Annotated in this window: 20 protein-coding genes; 14 read left to right on the top strand and 6 right to left on the bottom strand. The window is 43.7% G+C overall.

The window, feature by feature from the left end; all coding sequences use genetic code 11:
* On the top strand, positions 1–969 hold the full coding sequence (locus tag RLN88_RS05810; RefSeq protein WP_350220435.1) for a peptidoglycan DD-metalloendopeptidase family protein: 969 nt from the start codon (positions 1–3) through the stop codon (positions 967–969).
* Positions 970–1,044: 75 nt separating this feature from the next.
* Positions 1,045–1,464, top strand: coding sequence for a hypothetical protein (locus RLN88_RS05805; RefSeq protein WP_350220434.1), 420 nt, complete (start codon positions 1,045–1,047; stop codon positions 1,462–1,464).
* 95 nt (positions 1,465–1,559) lie between these two features.
* Here RLN88_RS05805 and purH read toward each other — a convergent pair whose 3' ends face one another.
* Genes purH through RLN88_RS05790 form a run of 3 tightly spaced genes read right to left on the bottom strand, consistent with a single transcriptional unit; the run spans position 1,560 to position 4,116 of the window.
* Positions 1,560–3,086, bottom strand: coding sequence for a bifunctional phosphoribosylaminoimidazolecarboxamide formyltransferase/IMP cyclohydrolase (gene purH / locus RLN88_RS05800; protein WP_350220433.1), 1,527 nt, complete (start codon positions 3,084–3,086; stop codon positions 1,560–1,562).
* A 51-nt stretch (positions 3,087–3,137) separates the two neighbouring features.
* A complete protein-coding gene (gene purN / locus RLN88_RS05795) occupies positions 3,138–3,719 on the bottom strand; it encodes a phosphoribosylglycinamide formyltransferase (RefSeq protein ID WP_350220432.1) in 582 nt (193 codons plus the stop codon).
* A 40-nt stretch (positions 3,720–3,759) separates the two neighbouring features.
* Entirely contained in the window at positions 3,760–4,116 is a 357-nt protein-coding gene (locus RLN88_RS05790) for a YraN family protein (RefSeq protein WP_350220431.1), read from the bottom strand.
* A gap of 18 nt (positions 4,117–4,134) precedes the next feature.
* On the opposite strand from RLN88_RS05790, the gene RLN88_RS05785 reads away from it, so the two are divergent.
* Positions 4,135–5,106, top strand: a complete 972-nt coding sequence (locus RLN88_RS05785) for a type I phosphomannose isomerase catalytic subunit (RefSeq protein WP_350220430.1) — start codon at positions 4,135–4,137, stop codon at positions 5,104–5,106.
* A 2-nt stretch (positions 5,107–5,108) separates the two neighbouring features.
* Positions 5,109–5,813 (top strand): lipoyl(octanoyl) transferase LipB, encoded by a 705-nt coding sequence (lipB, locus tag RLN88_RS05780; protein WP_350220429.1) that lies wholly within the window; start codon positions 5,109–5,111, stop codon positions 5,811–5,813.
* 8 nt (positions 5,814–5,821) lie between these two features.
* Here lipB and RLN88_RS05775 read toward each other — a convergent pair whose 3' ends face one another.
* Positions 5,822–6,520, bottom strand: coding sequence for a hypothetical protein (locus RLN88_RS05775; RefSeq protein WP_350220428.1), 699 nt, complete (start codon positions 6,518–6,520; stop codon positions 5,822–5,824).
* An 86-nt stretch (positions 6,521–6,606) separates the two neighbouring features.
* Between RLN88_RS05775 and RLN88_RS05770 the strand changes: the two genes are divergently transcribed.
* The 7 genes from RLN88_RS05770 (at position 6,607) to RLN88_RS05740 (ending at position 12,787) form a co-directional block, all read left to right on the top strand.
* Positions 6,607–6,996: a hypothetical protein gene (locus RLN88_RS05770; protein WP_350220427.1), complete on the top strand. Its 390-nt coding sequence runs from the start codon at positions 6,607–6,609 to the stop codon at positions 6,994–6,996.
* A gap of 84 nt (positions 6,997–7,080) precedes the next feature.
* A complete protein-coding gene (locus tag RLN88_RS05765; RefSeq protein WP_350220426.1) occupies positions 7,081–7,797 on the top strand; it encodes a 3'-5' exonuclease in 717 nt (238 codons plus the stop codon).
* Positions 7,798–7,819: 22 nt separating this feature from the next.
* Positions 7,820–9,994, top strand: a complete 2,175-nt coding sequence (gene rnr / locus RLN88_RS05760) for a ribonuclease R (protein ID WP_350220425.1) — start codon at positions 7,820–7,822, stop codon at positions 9,992–9,994.
* Positions 9,984–10,463, top strand: a complete 480-nt coding sequence (locus RLN88_RS05755) for a hypothetical protein (RefSeq protein WP_350220424.1) — start codon at positions 9,984–9,986, stop codon at positions 10,461–10,463. The genes rnr and RLN88_RS05755 overlap by 11 nt, the downstream gene beginning before the upstream one ends.
* 121 nt (positions 10,464–10,584) lie before the next feature.
* Complete coding sequence (locus tag RLN88_RS05750; RefSeq protein WP_350220423.1) at positions 10,585–11,133, top strand: hypothetical protein; 549 nt, start codon at positions 10,585–10,587, stop codon at positions 11,131–11,133.
* Positions 11,134–11,213: 80 nt separating this feature from the next.
* A complete protein-coding gene (locus RLN88_RS05745) occupies positions 11,214–12,419 on the top strand; it encodes a sensor histidine kinase (RefSeq protein WP_350220422.1) in 1,206 nt (401 codons plus the stop codon).
* On the top strand, positions 12,416–12,787 hold the full coding sequence (locus RLN88_RS05740) for a response regulator (protein WP_350220421.1): 372 nt from the start codon (positions 12,416–12,418) through the stop codon (positions 12,785–12,787). Before RLN88_RS05745 ends, RLN88_RS05740 begins: the two co-directional genes overlap by 4 nt.
* Here the strand turns inward: RLN88_RS05740 and RLN88_RS05735 are convergent.
* The gene (locus tag RLN88_RS05735; protein WP_350220420.1) at positions 12,762–14,258 is read right to left on the bottom strand and encodes a DUF4301 family protein; all 1,497 of its coding nucleotides are present in this window, start codon (positions 14,256–14,258) and stop codon (positions 12,762–12,764) included. The two genes, RLN88_RS05740 and RLN88_RS05735, sit on opposite strands and share 26 nt — an antisense overlap.
* Positions 14,259–14,367: 109 nt before the next feature.
* Between RLN88_RS05735 and RLN88_RS05730 the strand changes: the two genes are divergently transcribed.
* A complete protein-coding gene (locus tag RLN88_RS05730; RefSeq protein ID WP_350220419.1) occupies positions 14,368–14,826 on the top strand; it encodes a tellurite resistance TerB family protein in 459 nt (152 codons plus the stop codon).
* Here the strand turns inward: RLN88_RS05730 and RLN88_RS05725 are convergent.
* Positions 14,823–15,590 (bottom strand): S1/P1 nuclease, encoded by a 768-nt coding sequence (locus RLN88_RS05725; RefSeq protein WP_350220418.1) that lies wholly within the window; start codon positions 15,588–15,590, stop codon positions 14,823–14,825. The two genes, RLN88_RS05730 and RLN88_RS05725, sit on opposite strands and share 4 nt — an antisense overlap.
* A 347-nt stretch (positions 15,591–15,937) precedes the next feature.
* Between RLN88_RS05725 and mfd the strand changes: the two genes are divergently transcribed.
* Both mfd and gldJ read left to right on the top strand, forming a co-directional pair.
* Positions 15,938–19,297, top strand: a complete 3,360-nt coding sequence (gene mfd / locus RLN88_RS05720; RefSeq protein ID WP_350220417.1) for a transcription-repair coupling factor — start codon at positions 15,938–15,940, stop codon at positions 19,295–19,297.
* 146 nt (positions 19,298–19,443) lie between these two features.
* Positions 19,444–20,778: a gliding motility lipoprotein GldJ gene (gldJ, locus tag RLN88_RS05715; protein ID WP_350220416.1), complete on the top strand. Its 1,335-nt coding sequence runs from the start codon at positions 19,444–19,446 to the stop codon at positions 20,776–20,778.
* Positions 20,779–20,830 lie beyond the last annotated feature (52 nt).

Raw genomic sequence — 20,830 nt, 5'->3', positions numbered from 1 at the left:
ATGAAAATAGCTCTTATCTTAATCATTTTACTTCCTTCAATTGTCTTTGGTCAGAGTGAAAAGGATACTTATAAAGTAGCTTCTTATAAAATTCAAAGTCTATATAATTCATCCAAGTACGATGAAATCTTCGAATTGTATTCTCAGGAAATGAAATCAGCACTGCCTTTGGAGAAGTCTACAGGTTTTTTCACTATGCTGAGGGGTCAAATGGGCGAAATGGAAGAATGCTTATTTGTAAAATACGCAAGTGGCTCTGTCGCTATTTATAAAGCATCATTCAAAAAAGGAATACTCGCCATAAATCTTTCAGTAAACGAGATAGGAGAAGTCAATGGGTTGCTCATGAAGCCATACGTGGATGAGTCTTTTCCAATCATTGAAAGGAACTCTACTCCGCTAATCCTGCCGTTTAAAGGTGAATGGACCGTCTTTTGGGGAGGTGATTCCAGAGAACAAAACTACCATGTTGACTTTACGTCTCAGAAAGGCGCATTTGATCTCATAATCACAGACAAGAAAGGCAGGTCGTTCAGTGGGAATGGGGCATCCAACGAAGACTATTACGCCTTTGGCCAGGAACTTATAGCTCCGTGTGATGGTGAGATAGTTTTGGTGGTGGATGGAATAAAGGATAATAAACCCGGAGAGTTGAATCCAACCTACGTTCCTGGAAATACCGTCATTATCAAAACTGAAAAAGATGAGTTTTTCTTTTTTGCTCATTTTAAACAAAACTCTATCGCAGTGAAGCAGGGTGATTATGTAAAGCAAGGTGACCTACTTGGGCTCTGTGGGAATTCAGGGAATTCATCCGAACCACATTTACATTTTCACCTTCAAAACATTGAAGACTTTAATAAGGCAACAGGCGGTAAAGCATACTTTGAAAAAATTGAGGTTGATGGCGCGTTGAAAAGTGACTATTCCCCGGTGAAGGGGGAAAAGATCAAAAACCTTGAAGAATAGCGAATGCAAACCAGAAAACGAATAATGGACAATTCATTAACTTGAGACTTACAACTTATTACTTGCTACTATTCTATGAAATCCCAATACATCAAACTCCTGAAAAAGCAGATCAGCAAGCTGGACGAAGAGAACTTTGATCTCGAAGCGTGGAAGACAAGCGCCATTGCTGTCATACAACGAATTTTTGGTGAGAATGACCCGCGAGCCAAACAGGTAGACAGTTTAAAGATCGACTACAGCAGCTGGGCCTTGCGCGATTCGAGCTCCAACTACAAACCTGTGGAGTCCGCCAAGCTGAAAGGCAGAGAGATCATGAACTCGGCAGTTGATGAGATCGAGATTTTTGGTGCGCCTGAAAATCACGCTGCGGAAATCCTTGGGCAGGATTTTGCAAAAAAATTGCAAGATATGAATGATTCCGAGCGGAAGAAACATTTTGAGGGAATGAAGAAAGGTGAGTTAGTGGAGTTGTTGATGAAGTTGACTTCTTAACCTGCCCGAGGCAAATGTCCCCTTGAGGGGACTATAGGGGTGTAACATCCCCCAAACGCCCCTCAAAGGGGGAGTTGAGTTGATTCTGTCTCTAACTAGTGCTTAAAATGCCTCGTCCCAGTCATCACCATAGCTAAGCCATGTGCATCGCAGTAATCAACAGAATCCTGATCTTTGATAGAACCTCCCGGCTGAATTACCGCTGTAATCCCCGCTTTGTGGGCAATCTCCACGCAATCCGGGAATGGGAAGAATGCATCAGACGCCATCACCGCACCATTCAGGTCAAACCCAAACTTGGTCGCCTTCTCAATCGCCTGATTCAATGCATCTACACGGGAAGTTTGACCTACACCACTCGCTAGCATCTGTCCTCCTTTTGCCAGCACAATCGTGTTGGACTTGGACTGCTTACAGACCTTGGACGCAAAAATCAAATCCTCCACTTCGTCAGTCGTTGGTGCTTTTTTGGTCTTCACCTCCAGATCATCTTTCGTTTCTGACTTTAGGTCATAATCCTGAACGATCGTGCCATTTAGCAGGCTCTTATATTGGGTGGTTTGGTGCCACGGTTTTTTCTGGATAAGGAGGATTCGGTTTTTCTTCTGCTCCAGTACTTCCAATGCGTCCACTGCAAATGTTGGAGCAATCAATATCTCGAAAAACAGACTGCTCATTTCCTCTGCAGCCGCTTTGTCCACTTCCTGATTGGTAATCAAAACACCGCCGAAAGCAGAAACCGTGTCCGCCGCGAAGGCTCGTTCATAAGCTTCCTTCACCGTCTTTCCTGTCGCAATTCCACAGGCATTGTTGTGCTTCAAAATGCCAAACGCTATTTCATCTGGAAACTCCGCCATCAGCTGAACCGCCGCTTCAATATCTACCAGATTGTTGTAGGAAATTTCCTTTCCATGAATTTGCTCAAAATATGCTTCAAAGTCTCCATAGAAATAGCCTTTTTGGTGAGGGTTTTCACCGTATCGAAGTGTTCGGCCTGGTGCAGAGGACACACGAAAAGCAGGAACTTGCTTTTCACTGTTCATCCAGTTGAAGATCGCTGAGTCATAATGACTGGAGGTGGCGAATGCTTTCGCTGCAAAGAGTTTGCGTTCCTCCTCTGTTGTTTCTCCATTTTGATTGTCCAGAATATCCTGTAGATCCTGATAATATTCCATCGAACTCACCATCACCACATCCTTGTAGTTTTTCGCTCCTGCACGGATCAGCGCAATTCCACCAATATCAATTTTTTCAATGATATCATCTTCTCCCGCCCCGCTTGCTACGGTTTCTTCAAAAGGATACAGGTCCACTACAACCAAATCAATCGGAGGAATCTCGAATTTCTTTGCTTCTGCTAAATCGGAATCATTTTCTCTGCGATGAAGAATGCCACCAAAAACCTTAGGATGTAGCGTTTTTACCCGGCCACCAAAAATAGACGGGTAATCGGTGAGGTTTTCAACAGGAACCACATCAACCCCCTCTTCCCTGATAAATTTTTCCGTACCTCCAGTAGAATAGATAGTCACCCCCAGTTTATCGAGACTGTGAATAATGGGACTTAGTCCCTCCTTGTGAAATACAGAAATGAGAGCGGATTGGATTTTCTTTTTAGACATGGTAAAGGAGTGGTTTATTTCAAGGGCGCAAAGGTACCATCACAGATGGTTTTATTTAGTGTGACGATGGATATACTCCTCAATTACTCGGGGGAAATGCTCGTATTCCAATGCATGGATTTTTTTTGCAAGGGAGTCGGGCGTGTCCTTTTCATCCACCTTACATGTAGCCTGAAAGAGGATTTCCCCCTTATCATATTCTTCATTCACCAGGTGAATGGTGATGCCTGATTCCTTTTCCCTCTTCTCAATGACCGCAGTATGAACTTTGTCACCATACATGCCTTTGCCTCCAAATTTCGGAAGCAATGCGGGGTGAATATTAATGATCCTATTGGGAAATGCTTTGATCAAATAGGGCGGCACCAACCAGAGAAAACCAGCTAGTATGATATAATCAATGTCTTCCAGTCGCTTGATGAAAGACGAATCCTGAAATTGTTCTTTGCTAAAAGTCGATGAAGGAATACCAAGCTTTTCAGCCCTAGAATGAACACCCGCATCTTTCTTGTTTGAAAATATTTCCTTTACTTGAACGGTTTCGCGTTCCTCGAAATACTTTGCAATATTCTCTGCATTGGTTCCACTACCGGAAGCAAAAATGGCCAGGTTGATATGTTTGTTTTTCACCATGCAAGACTAAGGGTCAAAAGCCAAAAGCCAAAAGCGATTGCTAAAATGCATCTTCAAACACCTCGATATTTCCCTCCGGATCCACACAAGCAATATCGAACCGGATATCCTTCTGCCAGTTGATTCCAAAGATGTAGTCTTCTGCGGCTTCCTTAATCCGGCTTTGCTGAGCATCAGATACAAAGGACTCAGCTTCTCCAAAATCCTTTCTGCTTCGATTTTTCACCTCCACAAAGATCAAAAGGTCTTCACTCTGGAGTGCAATCAGGTCTATCTCAGCTCTTTTATACCGATAGTTCGTTTCCAAAATTTCACACCCTGCATTTTCGTAGTGGCGTTTTGCTATTGCTTCACCTTGAATACCTTTAGTTTTGCGATCCATGTGTAGGGGCCGCATGGCCATTTTTTTGATTCTATGTCACAATTATATCCATTAAAATTCAATCCGATCTTCAAAGAAAAACTTTGGGGAGGACAGAAAATTAAGACCATCCTGGGGAAGGATTTTGGTGAACTGGACAACTGTGGCGAAACCTGGGAGCTGTCCGGTGTGGAAGGTAATGTTTCTGAGGTAGCCAATGGAGCTCTTGCCGGAAAACTACTTAGTGATTTGGTCGCAAGCGAAAAAGAAGCACTGGTTGGAAAAGCTGTGTACAAAAGGTTCGGAAATGAATTTCCGCTTTTGATCAAGTTCATTGACGCGGCAAAAGACCTTTCCATTCAGGTACATCCCAATGATGAGCTGGCTAAAAAGCGTCACAATGGATTTGGGAAAACCGAAATGTGGTACATCCTTCAAAGTGACCCGGGATCTACTTTAATCAACGGCTTCTCAAAAGACACGAATAGAGAAGAATACCTTGGACACCTCAATGATGGAACCCTGAAAGACATCTTAAATCGGGTAAATGTTGAGGTTGGTGATGTTTTTTATCTACCTGCCGGTCGTGTTCATACGATCGGCAAGGGGCTATTGCTTGCAGAAATTCAACAAACCTCTGATTTTACTTATCGCATTTATGATTTTGACCGGGTGGATAAACACGGTAACAAAAGAGAGCTGCACACAGAGCTTGCACTCGATGCTATCGACTTTTCAAAGCCGGAGCAGGTAAAAAGTGTCTACGAAAAAACCCCAAATCAAGCGAATAGCATTGTCTCTTCACCTTACTTTTCTACAAACAAACTGATTCTGGATCAGAACAAGCAAATCAACCGCTCCGGGTTGGATTGTTTCAAAATCTACATTGGCGTAGGTGGATCGGGAAAAATAGCCGGGGAAAGCATCGTATTTGGAGAGGTGCTTCTGGTTCCTGCCAGTATGAAGAAATACACCATTGAACCAGAAGTTGAGTTGGAGTTGTTGGAGACCTACATAGAATTGTAGCTGTGAACAAAAAAACGCAATTCATTCATCTTGGCCTGAAAGACTATCAGGAGGCCTGGGATTTTCAGGAGAGACTTTTCAAAGAAACTGTTGATCAGAAAATTGCTAATCGCAAGCTTCCTGAGGCCGATCAGGTAGAAACCAAGAATTATCTGATTTTCTGCGAACATCCCCATGTCTACACGCTTGGCAAAAGCGGGGATGAAAACCACCTCCTCGCAAACGAAGCATTCCTGAAAGAAAAAGAAGCCACTTTTTACAAAATCAACCGAGGAGGGGATATCACTTATCACGGGCCAGGCCAGATCGTTGGCTATCCCATCCTGGACCTGGATCACTTTTTCACGGACATCCATAAATATCTCCGGTTTCTTGAGGAGGCAGTAATCTTGACACTCAAAGATTATGGAATTGAGTCTGGAAGGGTGGACGGACTCACAGGTGTATGGCTGGATGGCGAGGATGAAAAAAAAGCCAGAAAAATCTGTGCCTTGGGTGTAAAAAGCAGCCGGTGGGTGACCATGCATGGTTTCGCTTTCAATGTAAACACCAACCTGGAGTACTTCAACTACATCGTGCCTTGCGGCATTCAGGACAAGGCTGTCACCTCATTGCAAAAAGAGCTGGGTAGAGAGATGGATATAAAAGAAGTGGAAGAAAAGCTCAAAGGACACCTGGCAGAAGTTTTTGAAATGGAGATGTTTTGAAAAAGTAACTACCGCTTGATGAACCCATAGGAGATTCCATAGCCAAGAAATGTGGCCATCAGGTGCATCAAAGAAATGTGGAGATCAATTCCCAAAACCGAAAGATTGAAAATCTCAAAAATTACTGGGATGATCAGCATCACCCACGGTTTTCTGCTTTGTGTGGCCAGCGCCCCATACACCTGAAACATCCCAATCGACCCCCCCATCCAGTTCCGTTCAAAAGCAAACTGCATAAACCGGCTATCGGGGAACATCTCCAGCCCAATGGTGTAGAAAGCACCAAAAAATGGCGCTACGGTCACATATGCTGAAAGAAACAACAAGGCAGTCTTTACCGGGCCAAAAATCGCCTCATGGGATTGCACGATCAATAAAATTCCAAGGATGGAAACAAAAAGAATGTGATCAAACCCATTGTGAAGGAAAAGCGTGGTAAACAGGTTACGCACAAATATGAGTGGGTTTTCGGTTAAGTTTTTTACCCAAAATGCATAATCACATTGCATGGCCTGTTGCCAGGTACCCTCACAGTTGCGTGTAGATGCAAACCCCAAAATGCCAATAATTGACCAAATGACAATTAGATAAAGAATTGAAAACGATTTTCCTTTAAAAAGCTGAGTAGCTGAAATCGCTTCATTGTCTGCTCCCCGCCAGGGCCAGACAAATGGAAACAACCGATGTTTTGGTACTGAGTGATTCATTTCAATGATGCGGCAAACTAAACCATGCTAAAAGAATAAGGAAAGGTGGTAAGCATTTTTTGTGCCGAAACCACAAATTTGCAACCATGAGAAAAGACATAAATTTTTCTCCGGTAAAGGACGTCCATGTAGTCATTTGCAAAGACCCGGAAGGCTGGAGGGTTTATCTGATCAACCGGACGAAAAACAAGCTGGACAATGTGATGGTCACTTCTCGTGGTTATGGAGAAACAGAAACCGAGAAGCAAGAAACCTCCACGTTGCGACACATGATCCCCTTCATTGATCCCGGGGAATATGCCCTCATCGAGCCGATTGATGAATCTGTTTTTCACCTCAATAATGAATATTGGGTCAGCTATTTCATAGACGGGCAGGTGTACGACAAAAAATTCATCTTTGTGCCAGATTCTATCATTGAAGAAAACCTCACCTTCATTGAAGAATTGGAAATGAAAGGTATCTTGCATGATTGAATGCCAGATTATGCTGAAATCATAATCCTACAATTCTCTTGATTTGTTGACTGGCATTCATCAAAGGATAAAAACAAACGAAGTTTGCACTTTCAAGACTTCCTCATCGTAGATATTGAAACCGTCTCAGGAAATGAGAATGTGGAAGGACTTTCCCCGGCCATGAAGAAGCACTGGGAACGAAAAGCCGGATTTATTCGTAATCCAGATGAAAAAACCCCCGAAGAGCTTTATTCGGACAGGGCAGCCATCTATGCCGAGTTCGGGAAGATCATTGTCATCGGGGTGGCATTTTATCACGAGCTAAAAGGTAAGCCTGCATTGCGTGTCAAAACCTTCGCCTCAGATAACGAAAAAGAACTATTATCAGACTTTAAAAATTTTATAGAATCAAAATTTGATCAGGACAACCTGAAACTCTGCGCACACAATGGAAAAGAATTTGATTTTCCATACTTGTGCAGACGAATGCTGATCAATGACATCAAAATCCCCTGGTCACTAAATATGACCGGGAAGAAACCCTGGGAAGTAAATCACATCGACACGATGGAGCTATGGAAGTTTGGCGATTGGAAAAGCTTCACTTCGCTCGATTTGCTTACCAACATCTTTGAGATCCCATCCAGCAAAAAAGACTTGGATGGCTCAATGGTGACAAAAACGTATTATGAAGAAAAAGATGGGTTAAAGAAAATTGAGGAATATTGCCAAAAAGACGTGATCGCCACGGCACAGCTCTACCTCCGCCTCAATAATTTACCTCTGATCGATCCAGATCAGATAAACATCGTAAAATGACCGCACGGTCGAAAAACAAACAATGAGTAAAAAACGAAAAAAGAAATTAGGAACTAGATCAAAAAATCAAGAACCCAATCACGTAAAAGCAATTAAAAGTAAGCTCCACGAAATTTTCACCTTAAATGATGGAAAATCCTACGGCTACAGAGAGCTAATCCGCAAACTTCAGCTTCGCGACAAAAAATCAAAAGACTTCCTGAAAACCCAGCTATTCAGCCTGGAGAGCAAAGAGAAAATAAGAAGGCTCAGTGATGGACGCTTTGTCAGCAACGCTGAAAGCGAATACATTCAGGGCACGGTTGATCACGTCAATCCAAATTTTGCGTATGTGGTCACTCCTGAACCGGAGGATGACATCTGGGTGAAAACAGATGACCTAAACTTTGCCATTCACGGCGATCTGGTAAGTGTATTGGTGACCAAGCCAGCCGGAAGAGGCTATCGTCCCGAGGGAAAAGTGGTAAATATCCTCAAGCGAAATCGTGATGAATTTGTAGGGAAAATCGAAATCTCCCCAAAATTCGCCTTTGTAGTCCCGGATAGCCGAAACATCCATTTTGACATCATGGTCTATCCTGAGAAAATCGGGAAAGCCAAACCGAATGACAAGGTGATGGTGAAAATTGACAAGTGGCACGACAAGAAAAACAGAAGTCCGCTGGGCACAGTAACAGAAGTGCTCGGTCAGGCCGGTGAAAATGAAGCGGAAATTCACTCCATCATGGCGGAGTTTGGTTTGCCGTTCCGCTTTACTAAAAAGATGGAAAAGGCCGCTGATGAAATCCCGGACCTTATTACGGATGATGAAATCAAAAAGCGAAGGGATTTTCGCGACATCACCACTTTCACCATAGATCCATTTGATGCGAAGGATTTTGACGATGCATTGTCCATTCAGGAAATAGAAAAGGGGAAATACGAAATCGGTGTGCACATCGCGGATGTTTCTCATTATGTAGAGGAGGGTTCCGAACTTGATAAAGAGGCCATCGATCGGGCAACTTCCGTGTACCTGGTGGATCGCACCATCCCGATGCTTCCCGAGAGACTTTCTAACGGACTTTGCTCGCTGAGACCCAATGAAGAAAAGCTGACCTTCTCTGCTGTATTTGAAATGGATGAAAAAGGCGCAGTTTCCAAAAAGTGGTTTGGGCGCACCATCATCAAATCGGATCGCCGATTCACCTATGAAGAAGCACAAGAGCGAATCGAAGGGCTGGATAGCGATTTCACAAAGGAGATTGTGAAGCTGAACAACATTGCCAAGCAGCTGAGAAAGAAACGATTCCAGCAAGGGGCGGTAAATTTTGAAACTGTAGAAGTAAAATTCCGCTTAGACGAAGATGGGAAGCCACTTGAGGTCATCCCGAAAGAGCGAAAAGACGCCCACAAGATGATCGAAGAGTTTATGCTTTTGGCCAATAGAGAGGTAGCGACACACATATACAAATGGAAGGAAAAAGGGAAAGAAGAAGGCAGTAAAACATTCGTCTATCGGGTGCATGATGATCCCGATCCAGAAAAGCTGAACACGTTTGCCTCCTTCGCTGCAAAGTTTGGCCACAAAATCGACTTTGGTAAGAATCTCTCCGGGGGGTTGAATAAATTGATGGATGAAATTGTGGGGAAGCCAGAACAAAATGTGCTGGAATCTCTGGCCATCCGATCCATGGCCAAAGCCAAATACACCACAGACCCAAGGGGACACTTTGGTTTGGCATTTGACCATTACACGCACTTTACCTCACCCATTCGGCGATACCCGGATGTGATGGTGCATCGCCTCCTCGAGCATTACCTGCAGGGAGGCAAAAATGTGGGCAATGAAGAATACGAGCCACTCTGCATGCACTCCTCCGAACGAGAAAAGCGAGCTGCAGATGCAGAGCGTGCCTCCATCAAGTACAAGCAGGTTGAGTTCATGGAGACCATGCTCGGTCAGGAGTTTGAGGGGATTGTTTCAGGCGTTACTGAGTGGGGGATATTTGTGGAGATCATCGAAACAAAATGTGAAGGCATGATCCGAATGAGCGATCTGGATGACGACTTTTATGAATTTGATGAGAAGCAGATGCGCGTGATTGGCCGTCACAACAAGCGTATCATCACACTCGGAGACAAGCTGAAAGTTTTGATCGCTAAAACCGATATAGACCGTAGAACCATTGACTTGGAGTTGGTGAATGAAAAGTAAAGAAAAGCACGTTATTCGGGGTGATTTTTTTCCCATTCCGTTCATCATGCTGGGTGGTGTATTGATACTTTTTAGTTCCATGAGTCAGGAAAGTGAATATTCCAATTACTCCGTTTGGTTTTTGATTAGTGGTGCTTTCTTATCAACTTCCCGTTTTGGGACTGTAATTAATACAAAGAAAAAAATCATTAAGCCATATTTAAGTGTCCTTTTTATTAGACTTGGTATTGCAAAAAAATACGATCTTCTCACATGCTTTTGGCTTTCATCGTCGAGAATGAAAGATGTCTGGCAAAACGCTGCGGTAAAGTCGGTTTCAGCTCCTTACAATGTGGTATATGTTTATTTGATTACTTCTGAGGGTCGACAGTATTTTTTGTTCCGGCAAAACTCCAAACAGGGAGTTTATGAAAAGCTTGCTAACCACATGCAACAACTTGGCATCAAATGCTTAGATCGAAATAGTTAGTCCACTCTTTCCACCCAACATTGAAATTCATTCATCGAATTAGGATGGAATCCTAGAAAAATTCACGTAATATTAATGTCTATTCTGGTGAGTCTTAGGGCTTTATCAAACAACTTGAATCATGAAATCACCCAATCTAAGCAAAGGAGCATTGCACCTTCTGGAAGAGAACGGCTATTCCTTTAAATCCAAAGACGGCAAAGTCACTATTAAACATCGGTCCAGCATCATGGGGGCCGTGGTGCTGCTGTTCGTTACCCTGTTTTTGTCCCTCCCTGTATTTTCTGCTGGCGTCATCTACGGCATCATCCTAATCGGCGGTGTGCTGGGAGCGATCATGATCAGGCGGATTTATTTCACAAAAAAGTCTAGCATCACAATCGATCTCAATACCAATACCTTCACGGCCATCGTTGGCACCTATTATCAGGAAGATCAGTCATTAAAAATGATCTCTGCTATCCGGATAAATTCAAGGTTTGTGGGTCAATACACCACTGCAGCCAATGATTCCGTAGAAGAGCACCAGATCACGATTACGGTCCAGTTGATATCAAAAGAAGAGCTAACCCTCTTTCAGTTTAAATCTGCCCAGTCTGAACCTACGGCAGAGATCAACGAAATCTATACTATGCTGGAGGATGCCGTGAAGGGGGCCAAAGCTGCTTAATATCCTGTTGAACCAATAAATCACCGCCCGTGCACGTGCCTCGCTATTTGAAGAAGGAACAAGGGTTCTATCTTTTTCTGATGATTTCCGCTTATGTGTCCTCAGCGGCCTTTGGCATCTTTTACTATCAGGCCGACATACCCAGGATTTATGTTCCCACTTTTGGTGCGCTTGGGCTTTTTATACTTTATGGTATCCTCTCGTTTTTCTCGGTAAGCCTGGTTCTACTTTTCCGCCTCTCCATTATCACAGCTTTGGCGGCCTTTTTCAATCAGATTTTTTATACGGGCGGGATTCTTTCTTCTGGGATAGCAGAATTTGTAATTCCTCCTCTGCTTGCCTTCTTCTATCGCCCCATCTATGACAGATATATATTCATGGTTTTGTCCAGCATCTCTCTGGTTGTAATGTTTTTTCTGACCACTCTTGGATATACACAAAATCTTTTGCCGGATACCCTGGCTGTTGTGCATGGCTTTGCATGTATGATATTCGTATTTGCGATCGTCTCCATTTACACCTTCCTTTTTAGAAATGCCCTGGTGGTTAAAAATATCAAGCTTGGGGATTCCATGAGGCAACTGCAGGAAACCACGCACAAGCTGGTCCAGTCAGAAAAAATGGCTTCTCTGGGGATGCTTTCTGCCGGGGTGGCACACGAAATCAACAACCCTCTCAATTTCATCAAAGGGGGTGTGGAAATACTGGAAGATGGGCTGAAAGAGGAAAAGGAATTAAAATTTGAAGCAGCACCAAGCCTTCATGTGATCAAAGAAGGACTGAAGCGGGCCACTGTGATTGTAAACAGTTTGAATCACTTCAGCAGAAACTCGGAATCCATGAATGAACAATGCGACATCAACCAGATTTTGAACAACAGCCTGGTGATGCTGCAGCCAAAGCTGAAATACAAAGGAGTGGTGGTCAAAGAACTTGCAGCAGAGGAATTAATCGTGACCGGAAATGAAGGTAAACTTCACCAGGCATTTTTGAACATCATCTCAAATGCTGAGCAGGCTATCAACCGTGACGGCACCATCACCGTGAAATCGCAGCGACGAAAGGGTAGGATCGAAGTAGAAATTTCCGATGATGGGGTGGGCATTAGCAAGGAAAACTTAAAGAAAATCAGTGACCCGTTCTTCACCACCAAGCCGGTAGGGAAAGGCACAGGTTTGGGACTGTCTATTACTTACGGTATCATTGAACAGCATAGTGGAAATATAGAGGTCACCTCCAAAGTAGGAAAAGGAACCAAATTTCTAATCACATTTAACACGCCATGAAGAAGACGATTTTATTTGTGGACGATGAGCTGATTAATCTTTTTGTACTTGAAAAAAGGTTTGAAGCCGAATACAATGTGCTCACGGCAGAGTCTGGAGAAGATGCCCTGAAGAGAATCGAGGAAAACAAAGAAACCATTGATGCTATCATCAGTGATCTCAAAATGGCAGAAATGGACGGTTTGCAATTGATCGACCGGGTAAAGCCAGATATTGTAGATGTGCCGTGCTTCCTGCTGACTGGGTATGATTACAATGATCAGATCAACGCTGCAATAAGCTCGAAAAAGGTGGATTTCCTCTTTAAAAAACCCTTTGACTACAACCTAATCGACAGCAAACTCAAAGAAACACTTGGCGATGGGTAGGTTTAAGTAAATCCGTCACCGTTTTTACAGGATTAAAAGTGATTAGTGGCACTTCCACAAAAATGGTATTCCAGTCAGCCATGCTTCCGTTCCAAAGGCCGGGCAGTTCCATCGCCAGCAGGGTTTGGCCATTGTAGGATTTCTCCGAGATAAAACCAGCGTCATTATCCCGAAATTTTAGCAGATCGAATTTTTGTCCTTTATAATTCTTTGTTCCACACACAAGATCTACCGGATTGAAGTGAGTTCCACTTTTAAAAACCTTTAGCTGGATAGGATTGGCCTTATCCACCTGGGCAGATTCCACAATCTGAAGCGAAAGTCCCCTTTCACCCCTGACCCAAAAAGGGCCTCCCCCTGGCTCGCCTTCATTTTTCACCATGCCGCAAACACGTATGGGCCTATTCAGAAGACCAATGATTTCGCCTTCATCAAAATCCCTGATCCCCATTTGTCGGAGAAGAGTGGCAGCCTCGCTTTGAATATCTTCTCCCTCTTCATTTCTTCGGAGCAAGTCAAAAGTTTTTTCCTGATATTCCAGCAGTATTCCGGCCAGTGCTTTTTTGTACCTTATGGTTTCCTGCCTCAGCGAGTCCGGCACCACATTGTCAATGTTATTGATAAAAATCAGATCTGCTGATAGAGCATTGAGGTTTTCCAAAAGTGCACCGTGCCCTGCCGGTCGGAATAGCAGGTTACCTTGCTCGTCACGAAATGGCTCGAAAGCAGTGGTAGAAGCAATAGTGTCCGTACTCGCTTTTTGGGTGCTATAATCTACTTGGATCGTAATGTTGGAGTCGAGCGCTTTTATTGAAGCAGAAATATGTCCCTTAAATTTTTCCAGATGGGATGGAGACACGGTGAAGTGAATGCTCACCTCGCCATTCTTCTCTGCATAGGAAATTCCTTCAGCCAAATGCTCCTGCGCTGCTGTTCTCACATGATCCTGATATTTATGAAAACTCAAGAGGCCTTTTGGCAGTGCCCCGTACTGTAGCCCTGACTCTGCCAAAAGTGCTTCAACTATCAGGTTATGTTTATTCTGTTTTTTCGCTTCCTTTAAGGTGATGTTGTAGGTCTTCTTCACTACCTCCTCCAACTCCCCATGAAATGCGAATTCATCCAGATCGGCAAAGAACTTACCGATCCGCTTCTCCTCCCTCGATATGGCATCCAGACTTTCCTGTGTGCCATCAAACTCTTCCAGAAAAGCAAACAGGTTTTTGAACATGCGGGTGGCAGCTCCAGATGCGGGCACAAACTTCATAACTGAAACATTCGCAGCTTCATAGCTATCGCCGAATTGTGCGACTTCCTGCGGGGTTAGTTTTCTGATACCATTAGTAAGTGTGGCCGGCTCAGCTATATTGGCATGGGGAAAGCCCGACCTAAACCGATCAAGCTGTAATGCAACCTCCCCGGGAGATATATTCTTTTCTGCGATATGCTGCTTGTCCCTATCAGAAAACATTCTTGCTGGTATTTTTTTGCAAAACTAAATTGAGGTGGTGAAGTTGTTCATTTTCAGAAGAAAACAAATTAATTTGGTTTGATCAAATCATAAAATATCGCCTAATCTCATGAATACAGACATCTTTAAAATCTCCCCCGTTTTTTATGGTATCACCATGGTTCCTCAATCATCCTGGAAGGAATACGGTTTTGCTCTTTTGACTATTGCCGGATCTGACGGAGAAGTCTCCGATCCGGAACTGGAATGGCTCACCATCGAATGCGCCCAGGCTGTGGGTGTAGATGAAGAGACAATCGCCGAGTGGGAAGAGTACGATTTTGAAGAGGGTGATCTGGAAGAAATTTTTTATGAATTCAACGCAAAATCATTTGCAAACTTCAATAAGCTGCTCATCTACGATGCAATCAGAATGTCAAGTGCAGACGGTGACTATGCTGAAGACGAGAGAGAGCAGGTTAATCATGCCGCTCAAATCTTAAAAGTACCCATGGAGACCGTGCTGGCTATTGAGGCCTTGGTAGATTTGGAGCATGCTGCCAACAAGCTCAGGCTAACGATACTCTAACCATAGATTTTGTTAAGGACATTGGCGAGTCGAATGCCTGCTTGTAACAAGCGCTGATTTACCAATTCAATATTGTCGTAGCTGTAACGGTAGCTAAGCTTTTTGTCCTCCGTCATGGTTGCATAGCATTGATTCCTACGCTCCATCGACTCATAAGCCCAGTCCAACACATTCAAAGAAGACCAGTTTTGTAGCTGCTCATCTGTCGCATGGTCAATCCAGTCCGCATATTCCGTGTAGCTGTACTGCTGACCATCGATCATTTCGCTATCCCAGACCCTGTGAAGGTTGGAGCCTTGCCAGAAATATTCAAGTTTCACATCATTCCCGCCTTTATCTTCCCCGTTCCCTACGTGCAACGGCTGGTGAATATCCCCAATTAGATGTACCAGGCATTTTAGTGCGAAAGCTTCATCTTCATCGGTAAAGGCTTTTGATTCCAGCTCCTGCATCAATCGCTGAATGGTCATGATCACATCACCCTCTTCCGGTGTGCCTGCCTGCTCATAAGTCTTGCCATCGGGAATGGTCGCATAGTGCCAGGGAGACATGTGGTTGTACGTCCTGTCCGATTTGATAAAATCCATGTAATTACTCACTTCGGCCAGCGTTTCCGTTCCGAGTACAAGCTCAATATTTTTCCGGGCCTTTTTGGTCAGGTGCCGTTCGGCAATCAGCCCCACAATCCGATGACCAAGGGCTCCCCAGCCAAAAGATTGAAATGATATGAGAAATATTAACAGGAGTAGGGAAAATTTCTTCATGTGATAAAAGTACACTTGAATCCATGAATTGGAACGGAAAGGGAAATTAAGAATTGGTAAAAAAAGAGAAGGCGTGACCGGAATACGGTACACGCCTAATCACCAACCTAACCTAAAAGAAAGTCTTTGTATAAACGCTTATCGTTTATTTTATTATGAAACTCTTGTGATAATTAACCCTTCGAGCTCTCGAAATGTTGCAATCACATCTTGAAATAGTTCATTTATTAGATGAATGGCAACAAATAATCCATCAACACAATTTCTTCACGGGCTGGTTAAACCAAAATCTACCTGTGCATGTAGTATAAAAGTTACTTTTGCCATCTTAAAATTGATTCGAGGGTTTGAATACGAAAGAGCTTTTAAAGAAATATCAGGAAAGCACGAATGTGAAAGCCATTCTGGAGAGTCTTCAAAGCAAAAAGCTTCTTAGACTCAAGGGAATATCGGGCAGTTATGATGCGTTGCTGCTGGCATCCACCTTCAAATCCATGGGCGGAGTACACCTGGTAGTACTTCATGATTTAGAAGAGGCGTCCTATTTTCTGAATGACCTGTCAAACTTTCTTGAAAATGAGTATGTCTCGTTTCCCTCTTCCTACAAGAAGCCTTATCAATATGAAGAGATTGAAAATGCAAACATTCTCCTTCGGGCTGAAGTGCTAAATGACCTCAACGATCGTGAAAATCTCGTGATCATCACTTTTCCGGAGGCACTTTCTGAAAAAGTAATCAACAAGCGCTCCCTGGTCTCCAACACATTCACCGCCAAACCTGGGGAGCAGCTGGACATGGAGTTTCTTTCTGAGCTTCTGGTCACTTACGATTTTGAGAAAACAGATTTTGTGTATGAGCCGGGACAGTTCTCAGTACGCGGAGGCATCATTGATGTTTTCTCCTATGCACACGATCAACCATACCGCTTGGAGCTTTTTGGGGATGAGATTGAAACCATCCGGGAGTTTGATCCGGAGACCCAGCTATCAACCAAAGAACTGGATCACATCTCACTCATTCCGAATGTACAGACGAAGCTGGTGAGCGAGGAGCGACAGTCCTTTCTTGATTACATCCCGAAAGAAACAGTGGTCTGGATGAAGGATTATCAGCAGTCATTGGATATTATTGATAAGTCCTATCACAAGGTTGAGGAGCAATTTCAAAAAATCCGGGAGATGAGCGGGGATTCCAAGCTCATTACTTCACCGGAGCAGCTTTTCGAGACGCAAAAGTCATTTACCCAATCGCTGGAAAGGTTTACGAAAGTAGAGTTTGGAAAAAGATTCTATCTCGCACCCGATGAGGAGCTAACATTGGCCACCCGCCCACAGCCCTCATTCCACAAAAACTTCAGCCTGCTGGCAGACAACCTGAGGGAATTGCAGCAGAGTAATTATCAGAAATTCATTGCAGCAGAATCCTTCAAGCAAATTGAGCGATTGGAAACCATCTTCGAAGAAGTTGATCCCGAACTGAAATTTGAAGGAATCATCGCCTCATTAAGAGAAGGTTTCATTGATGACCATGAAGAATTGTGCGTGTACACCGATCACCAGATCTTTGATAGGTTCCACCGATACAAAGGCAAGGAGAAATTCACGAAAAGCAAGGCGCTGACGCTGAAAGAGCTGAAGACGCTTCAGCCCGGTGATTTTGTTACTCACATTGATTACGGCGTGGGTAGATTCGCCGGTCTTGACTCAGTTGATGTGGGCGGAAACAAACAGGAAGCACTAAGGCTGGTTTACCGGGACGATGATTTGCTCTATGTCAGTCTTCACTCGCTTCATAAGATTTCCAAATATTCCGGGAAGGAGGGTGAACCGCCAACCATCAATAAGCTCGGATCTCCTGATTGGGAAAACAAGAAGAAAAAGGTAAAAAAGAAGGTAAAGGACATAGCCAAAGACCTGATTGACCTGTACGCTAAAAGGAAAGCAGCCCATGGATTTGCCTTTCCTCCGGATGATTACCTGCAGGCAGAGTTGGAATCATCCTTTATGTATCAGGACACTCCGGATCAGTCACTTGCCACTGCAGATGTTAAAGCAGACATGGAGCAGGAGCACCCGATGGATCGGCTGGTATGCGGGGATGTGGGGTTTGGAAAAACAGAGATTGCTATTCGGGCAGCCTTCAAGGCAGTAAATTCTGGTAAGCAGGTGGCTGTTTTAGTGCCAACCACCATCTTGGCGATGCAGCACCACCGAACGTTCGCCTCCAGGTTGGAAAATATGCCTGTTACTATCGACTACATCAACCGATTCAAGACATCTAAGCAAATCACCGAGATAAAGAAAAAGCTGAAAGAAGGAAAAATAGATATCCTAATCGGAACGCATCGCATTGTAAACAAGGATATTAAGTTCAAGGATCTTGGTCTTATGATCATCGATGAGGAACAAAAGTTTGGGGTGAAGGTAAAAGAGCGATTGAAGGATATGCGGGTAAATGTTGACGCACTAACACTTACTGCCACCCCAATTCCAAGAACGCTACATTTCTCTTTAATGGGAGCGCGGGATTTGTCCATTATTTCCACTCCTCCGCCAAACAGAAGACCCGTAACCACCGAACTCCATGAGTATAATGAAGAGGTGATTCGTGATGCTGTGAGCCATGAGCTCAGAAGGGGAGGTCAGGTTTTCATGGTTCACAACCGGGTGAGCGACATTGAGCAGGTAGGAAATATGATCTATAAGCTGGTGCCAGACTCCCGAATCGGGATTGCCCATGGTCAAATGGAAGGTTCGCAGCTCGAAAAAGTCATGCTCAAGTTTATTGAAGGTGAATTTGACGTGCTGGTTTCCACAAACATTATAGAGAGTGGATTGGACATTCCGAATGCGAACACCATTATCATTAACAATGCACATATGTTCGGGTTATCCGACTTGCACCAAATGCGCGGAAGGGTAGGGCGGTCCAATACCAAGGCCTATTGCTTCATGCTCACGCCACCAGCCTCTGTTCTTACCAGTGATGCCCGAAAGCGACTCAACACCCTGGAAGAATTTTCCGATTTGGGTGATGGCTTCAAAGTGGCCATGCGAGATTTGGATATCCGCGGGGCTGGCAATCTGCTAGGTGCTGAGCAGAGCGGGTTTATCAATGATATTGGGTTCGACATGTATCATAAAATATTAGATGAGGCCATTCAGGAGCTGAAGGAGGGAGAATACAAGGAGCTTTTTGAAAATGACTTGCTCAAAAACAAAGAGATGCTTGATAAGATGGTGGAGGATTGCAACATCGAAACAGATTTTGAAGCACTAATCCCAGATAGCTATGTAAGCAACATCTCCGAGCGTCTTGGGCTGTACACCCAACTAGACGATTTGAAATCAGAAAATGAGCTGGGGGATTTTGTGAAAATGATCAAAGATCGATTTGGCCCACTGCCATCCGGGGTAGTCAACCTAATCGAAACCGTCAAGCTCCGATGGAAGGCCATGGAGATCGGTTTTGAAAAAGTGACCATTAGAGGGAACAAAATGCGCTGCTACATTTCGGATAAAAAACCGCAGGAGTATTTCCAGTCTTCCCGTTTCGGCAATGTGCTAAACTTCATCAAGTCCAACCCGCATGACAGCAAAATGAAAGAGGTAAAAAACAAGCTTTTGATCAGTATAGAAAATGTAGGATCTATTGAAAATGCAAGAGTGGTAATTGATCAAATGCATAGTCCACTGGCTACTGCCTGATATTTTGTATAAAAGACAATAAATCATATAGTAAAAGCATTAGATCAATAGGTTTAATCTAAAATCCGCCATGTTAGGATGGCTTTTTTGAAATATTTGTGTTTATTAGTACGTTGAAACGTTTCAAGACAAATTCAAACGGTGTTATGAAAAATTATGTGAGAGCAGTAAAAAGCACTGGTTACTTTGCTTTAGCTGTAGTTTTTTTAGGTGCCTGTAACTTCATTGGAGGAAATGGAGGCGCACCATCCGCAGAAAATCCGGGTTATGCAAGTTCCGCCACCGGCCTGGAGTTCAATGAAGAAGGTGGTTTTACAGTAAATGATTTTTCGGGTCAGCCCGATGGGCCAAACCTAATTTTTATCGAAGGGGGTAGAACTGTTCTAGGTTCCTTTGAAGAAGATGTTGTTTATGCTCACGATAACCTTGAGAGAGCTGTGACTGTTGCTTCATTCTACATGGATGAAACTGAAGTCGCAAACATCCATTGGTTGGAGTATGAATTCTACATCAAGCAAGACTCAGACGAGTATTATTGGAGAAATAACCTTCCTGATACAACTGTCTGGGCAAAAGATTTAGCATTTAACGATCCTTACGTTAATACCTATTACAGATATCCGGGCTTCCGCTACTTCCCGGTAGTAGGGGTAAACTGGAGACAAGCTGTAAACTACTGCAAGTGGAGAACCACAGTGGTAAACCTTAAACTGGCCGAAGACGCTGGTTACTTTGAAGATGTTGTTTCCGGTGAAGATGCATTCGCTGGTGCTGAAGGTGGAGATCTTGGCGCTTCTGCCGGATCCGCTCCAGGGCTTTCATCAGGTGTGGTACTTCCTGGCTACAGGCTTCCAACAGAAGCAGAGTGGGAATATGCTGCACAAGCGTTGATCGGAACGCAGTGGCTGGATGAAAATCAGACACACAGAAGGCTATATCCTTGGGATGGTCATGCACTTAGAAATCCGTATGGAAAGAGTATGGGTTACTTCCTTGCAAACTTTAAAAGAGGAAATGGTGACTATGCTGGTATCGCAGGAAAGCTGAATGACGGTGCAATGATCACCACATACATCTATGATTATCCTCCAAACGATTTTGGACTTTACAACATGGCTGGAAATGTAAATGAGTGGGTACAAGATGTATACCGACCGCTTTCATTTCAGGATATGGATGATTTGAACCCGGCCAGACGAGATGCGATTCTTGACTCTGAAACGGGATACGATGCAGATTATTCATTTATTGGTAGAGAAGCACCTTATGAGGAAGCAGAGTGGGTAAAAACTTCCGGTCTACAAAAAGCATTTAATGCAGACAACCCACCAATGAAGAGATTAAGAGTATATAAAGGAGGATCATGGGCTGATGTAGCTTACTGGCTATCTCCTGGAACAAGAAGGTTCTTGTTTGAAGATTCTGCAACCTCTACTATTGGCTTTAGATGCGCCATGATTAGAGCAGGATCTAACTTCTAAAAATAAAATCTCACAGATTTTTCCAGAGGCTACTTAGAAATGGGTAGCCTTT

The organism is Ekhidna sp. (assembly GCF_040223195.1).
Taxonomy (GTDB): Bacteria; Bacteroidota; Bacteroidia; order Cytophagales; family Cyclobacteriaceae; genus Ekhidna.
Note: the sequence above shows the minus strand (reverse complement) of the source record. Positions and strands in the feature narration are given on the sequence as shown.

Coding starts and splice junctions, on each gene's coding strand:
- RLN88_RS05810 (WP_350220435.1), top strand. CDS start 1: ATGAAAATAGCTCTTATCTTAATCATTTTACTTCCTTCAATTGTCTTT.
- RLN88_RS05805 (WP_350220434.1), top strand. CDS start 1,045: ATGAAATCCCAATACATCAAACTCCTGAAAAAGCAGATCAGCAAGCTG.
- purH (WP_350220433.1), bottom strand. CDS start 3,086: ATGTCTAAAAAGAAAATCCAATCCGCTCTCATTTCTGTATTTCACAAG.
- purN (WP_350220432.1), bottom strand. CDS start 3,719: ATGGTGAAAAACAAACATATCAACCTGGCCATTTTTGCTTCCGGTAGT.
- RLN88_RS05790 (WP_350220431.1), bottom strand. CDS start 4,116: ATGCGGCCCCTACACATGGATCGCAAAACTAAAGGTATTCAAGGTGAA.
- RLN88_RS05785 (WP_350220430.1), top strand. CDS start 4,135: ATGTCACAATTATATCCATTAAAATTCAATCCGATCTTCAAAGAAAAA.
- RLN88_RS05775 (WP_350220428.1), bottom strand. CDS start 6,520: ATGAATCACTCAGTACCAAAACATCGGTTGTTTCCATTTGTCTGGCCC.
- RLN88_RS05770 (WP_350220427.1), top strand. CDS start 6,607: ATGAGAAAAGACATAAATTTTTCTCCGGTAAAGGACGTCCATGTAGTC.
- rnr (WP_350220425.1), top strand. CDS start 7,820: ATGAGTAAAAAACGAAAAAAGAAATTAGGAACTAGATCAAAAAATCAA.
- RLN88_RS05755 (WP_350220424.1), top strand. CDS start 9,984: ATGAAAAGTAAAGAAAAGCACGTTATTCGGGGTGATTTTTTTCCCATT.
- RLN88_RS05750 (WP_350220423.1), top strand. CDS start 10,585: ATGAAATCACCCAATCTAAGCAAAGGAGCATTGCACCTTCTGGAAGAG.
- RLN88_RS05745 (WP_350220422.1), top strand. CDS start 11,214: ATGATTTCCGCTTATGTGTCCTCAGCGGCCTTTGGCATCTTTTACTAT.
- RLN88_RS05740 (WP_350220421.1), top strand. CDS start 12,416: ATGAAGAAGACGATTTTATTTGTGGACGATGAGCTGATTAATCTTTTT.
- RLN88_RS05735 (WP_350220420.1), bottom strand. CDS start 14,258: ATGTTTTCTGATAGGGACAAGCAGCATATCGCAGAAAAGAATATATCT.
- RLN88_RS05730 (WP_350220419.1), top strand. CDS start 14,368: ATGAATACAGACATCTTTAAAATCTCCCCCGTTTTTTATGGTATCACC.
- RLN88_RS05725 (WP_350220418.1), bottom strand. CDS start 15,590: ATGAAGAAATTTTCCCTACTCCTGTTAATATTTCTCATATCATTTCAA.
- gldJ (WP_350220416.1), top strand. CDS start 19,444: ATGAAAAATTATGTGAGAGCAGTAAAAAGCACTGGTTACTTTGCTTTA.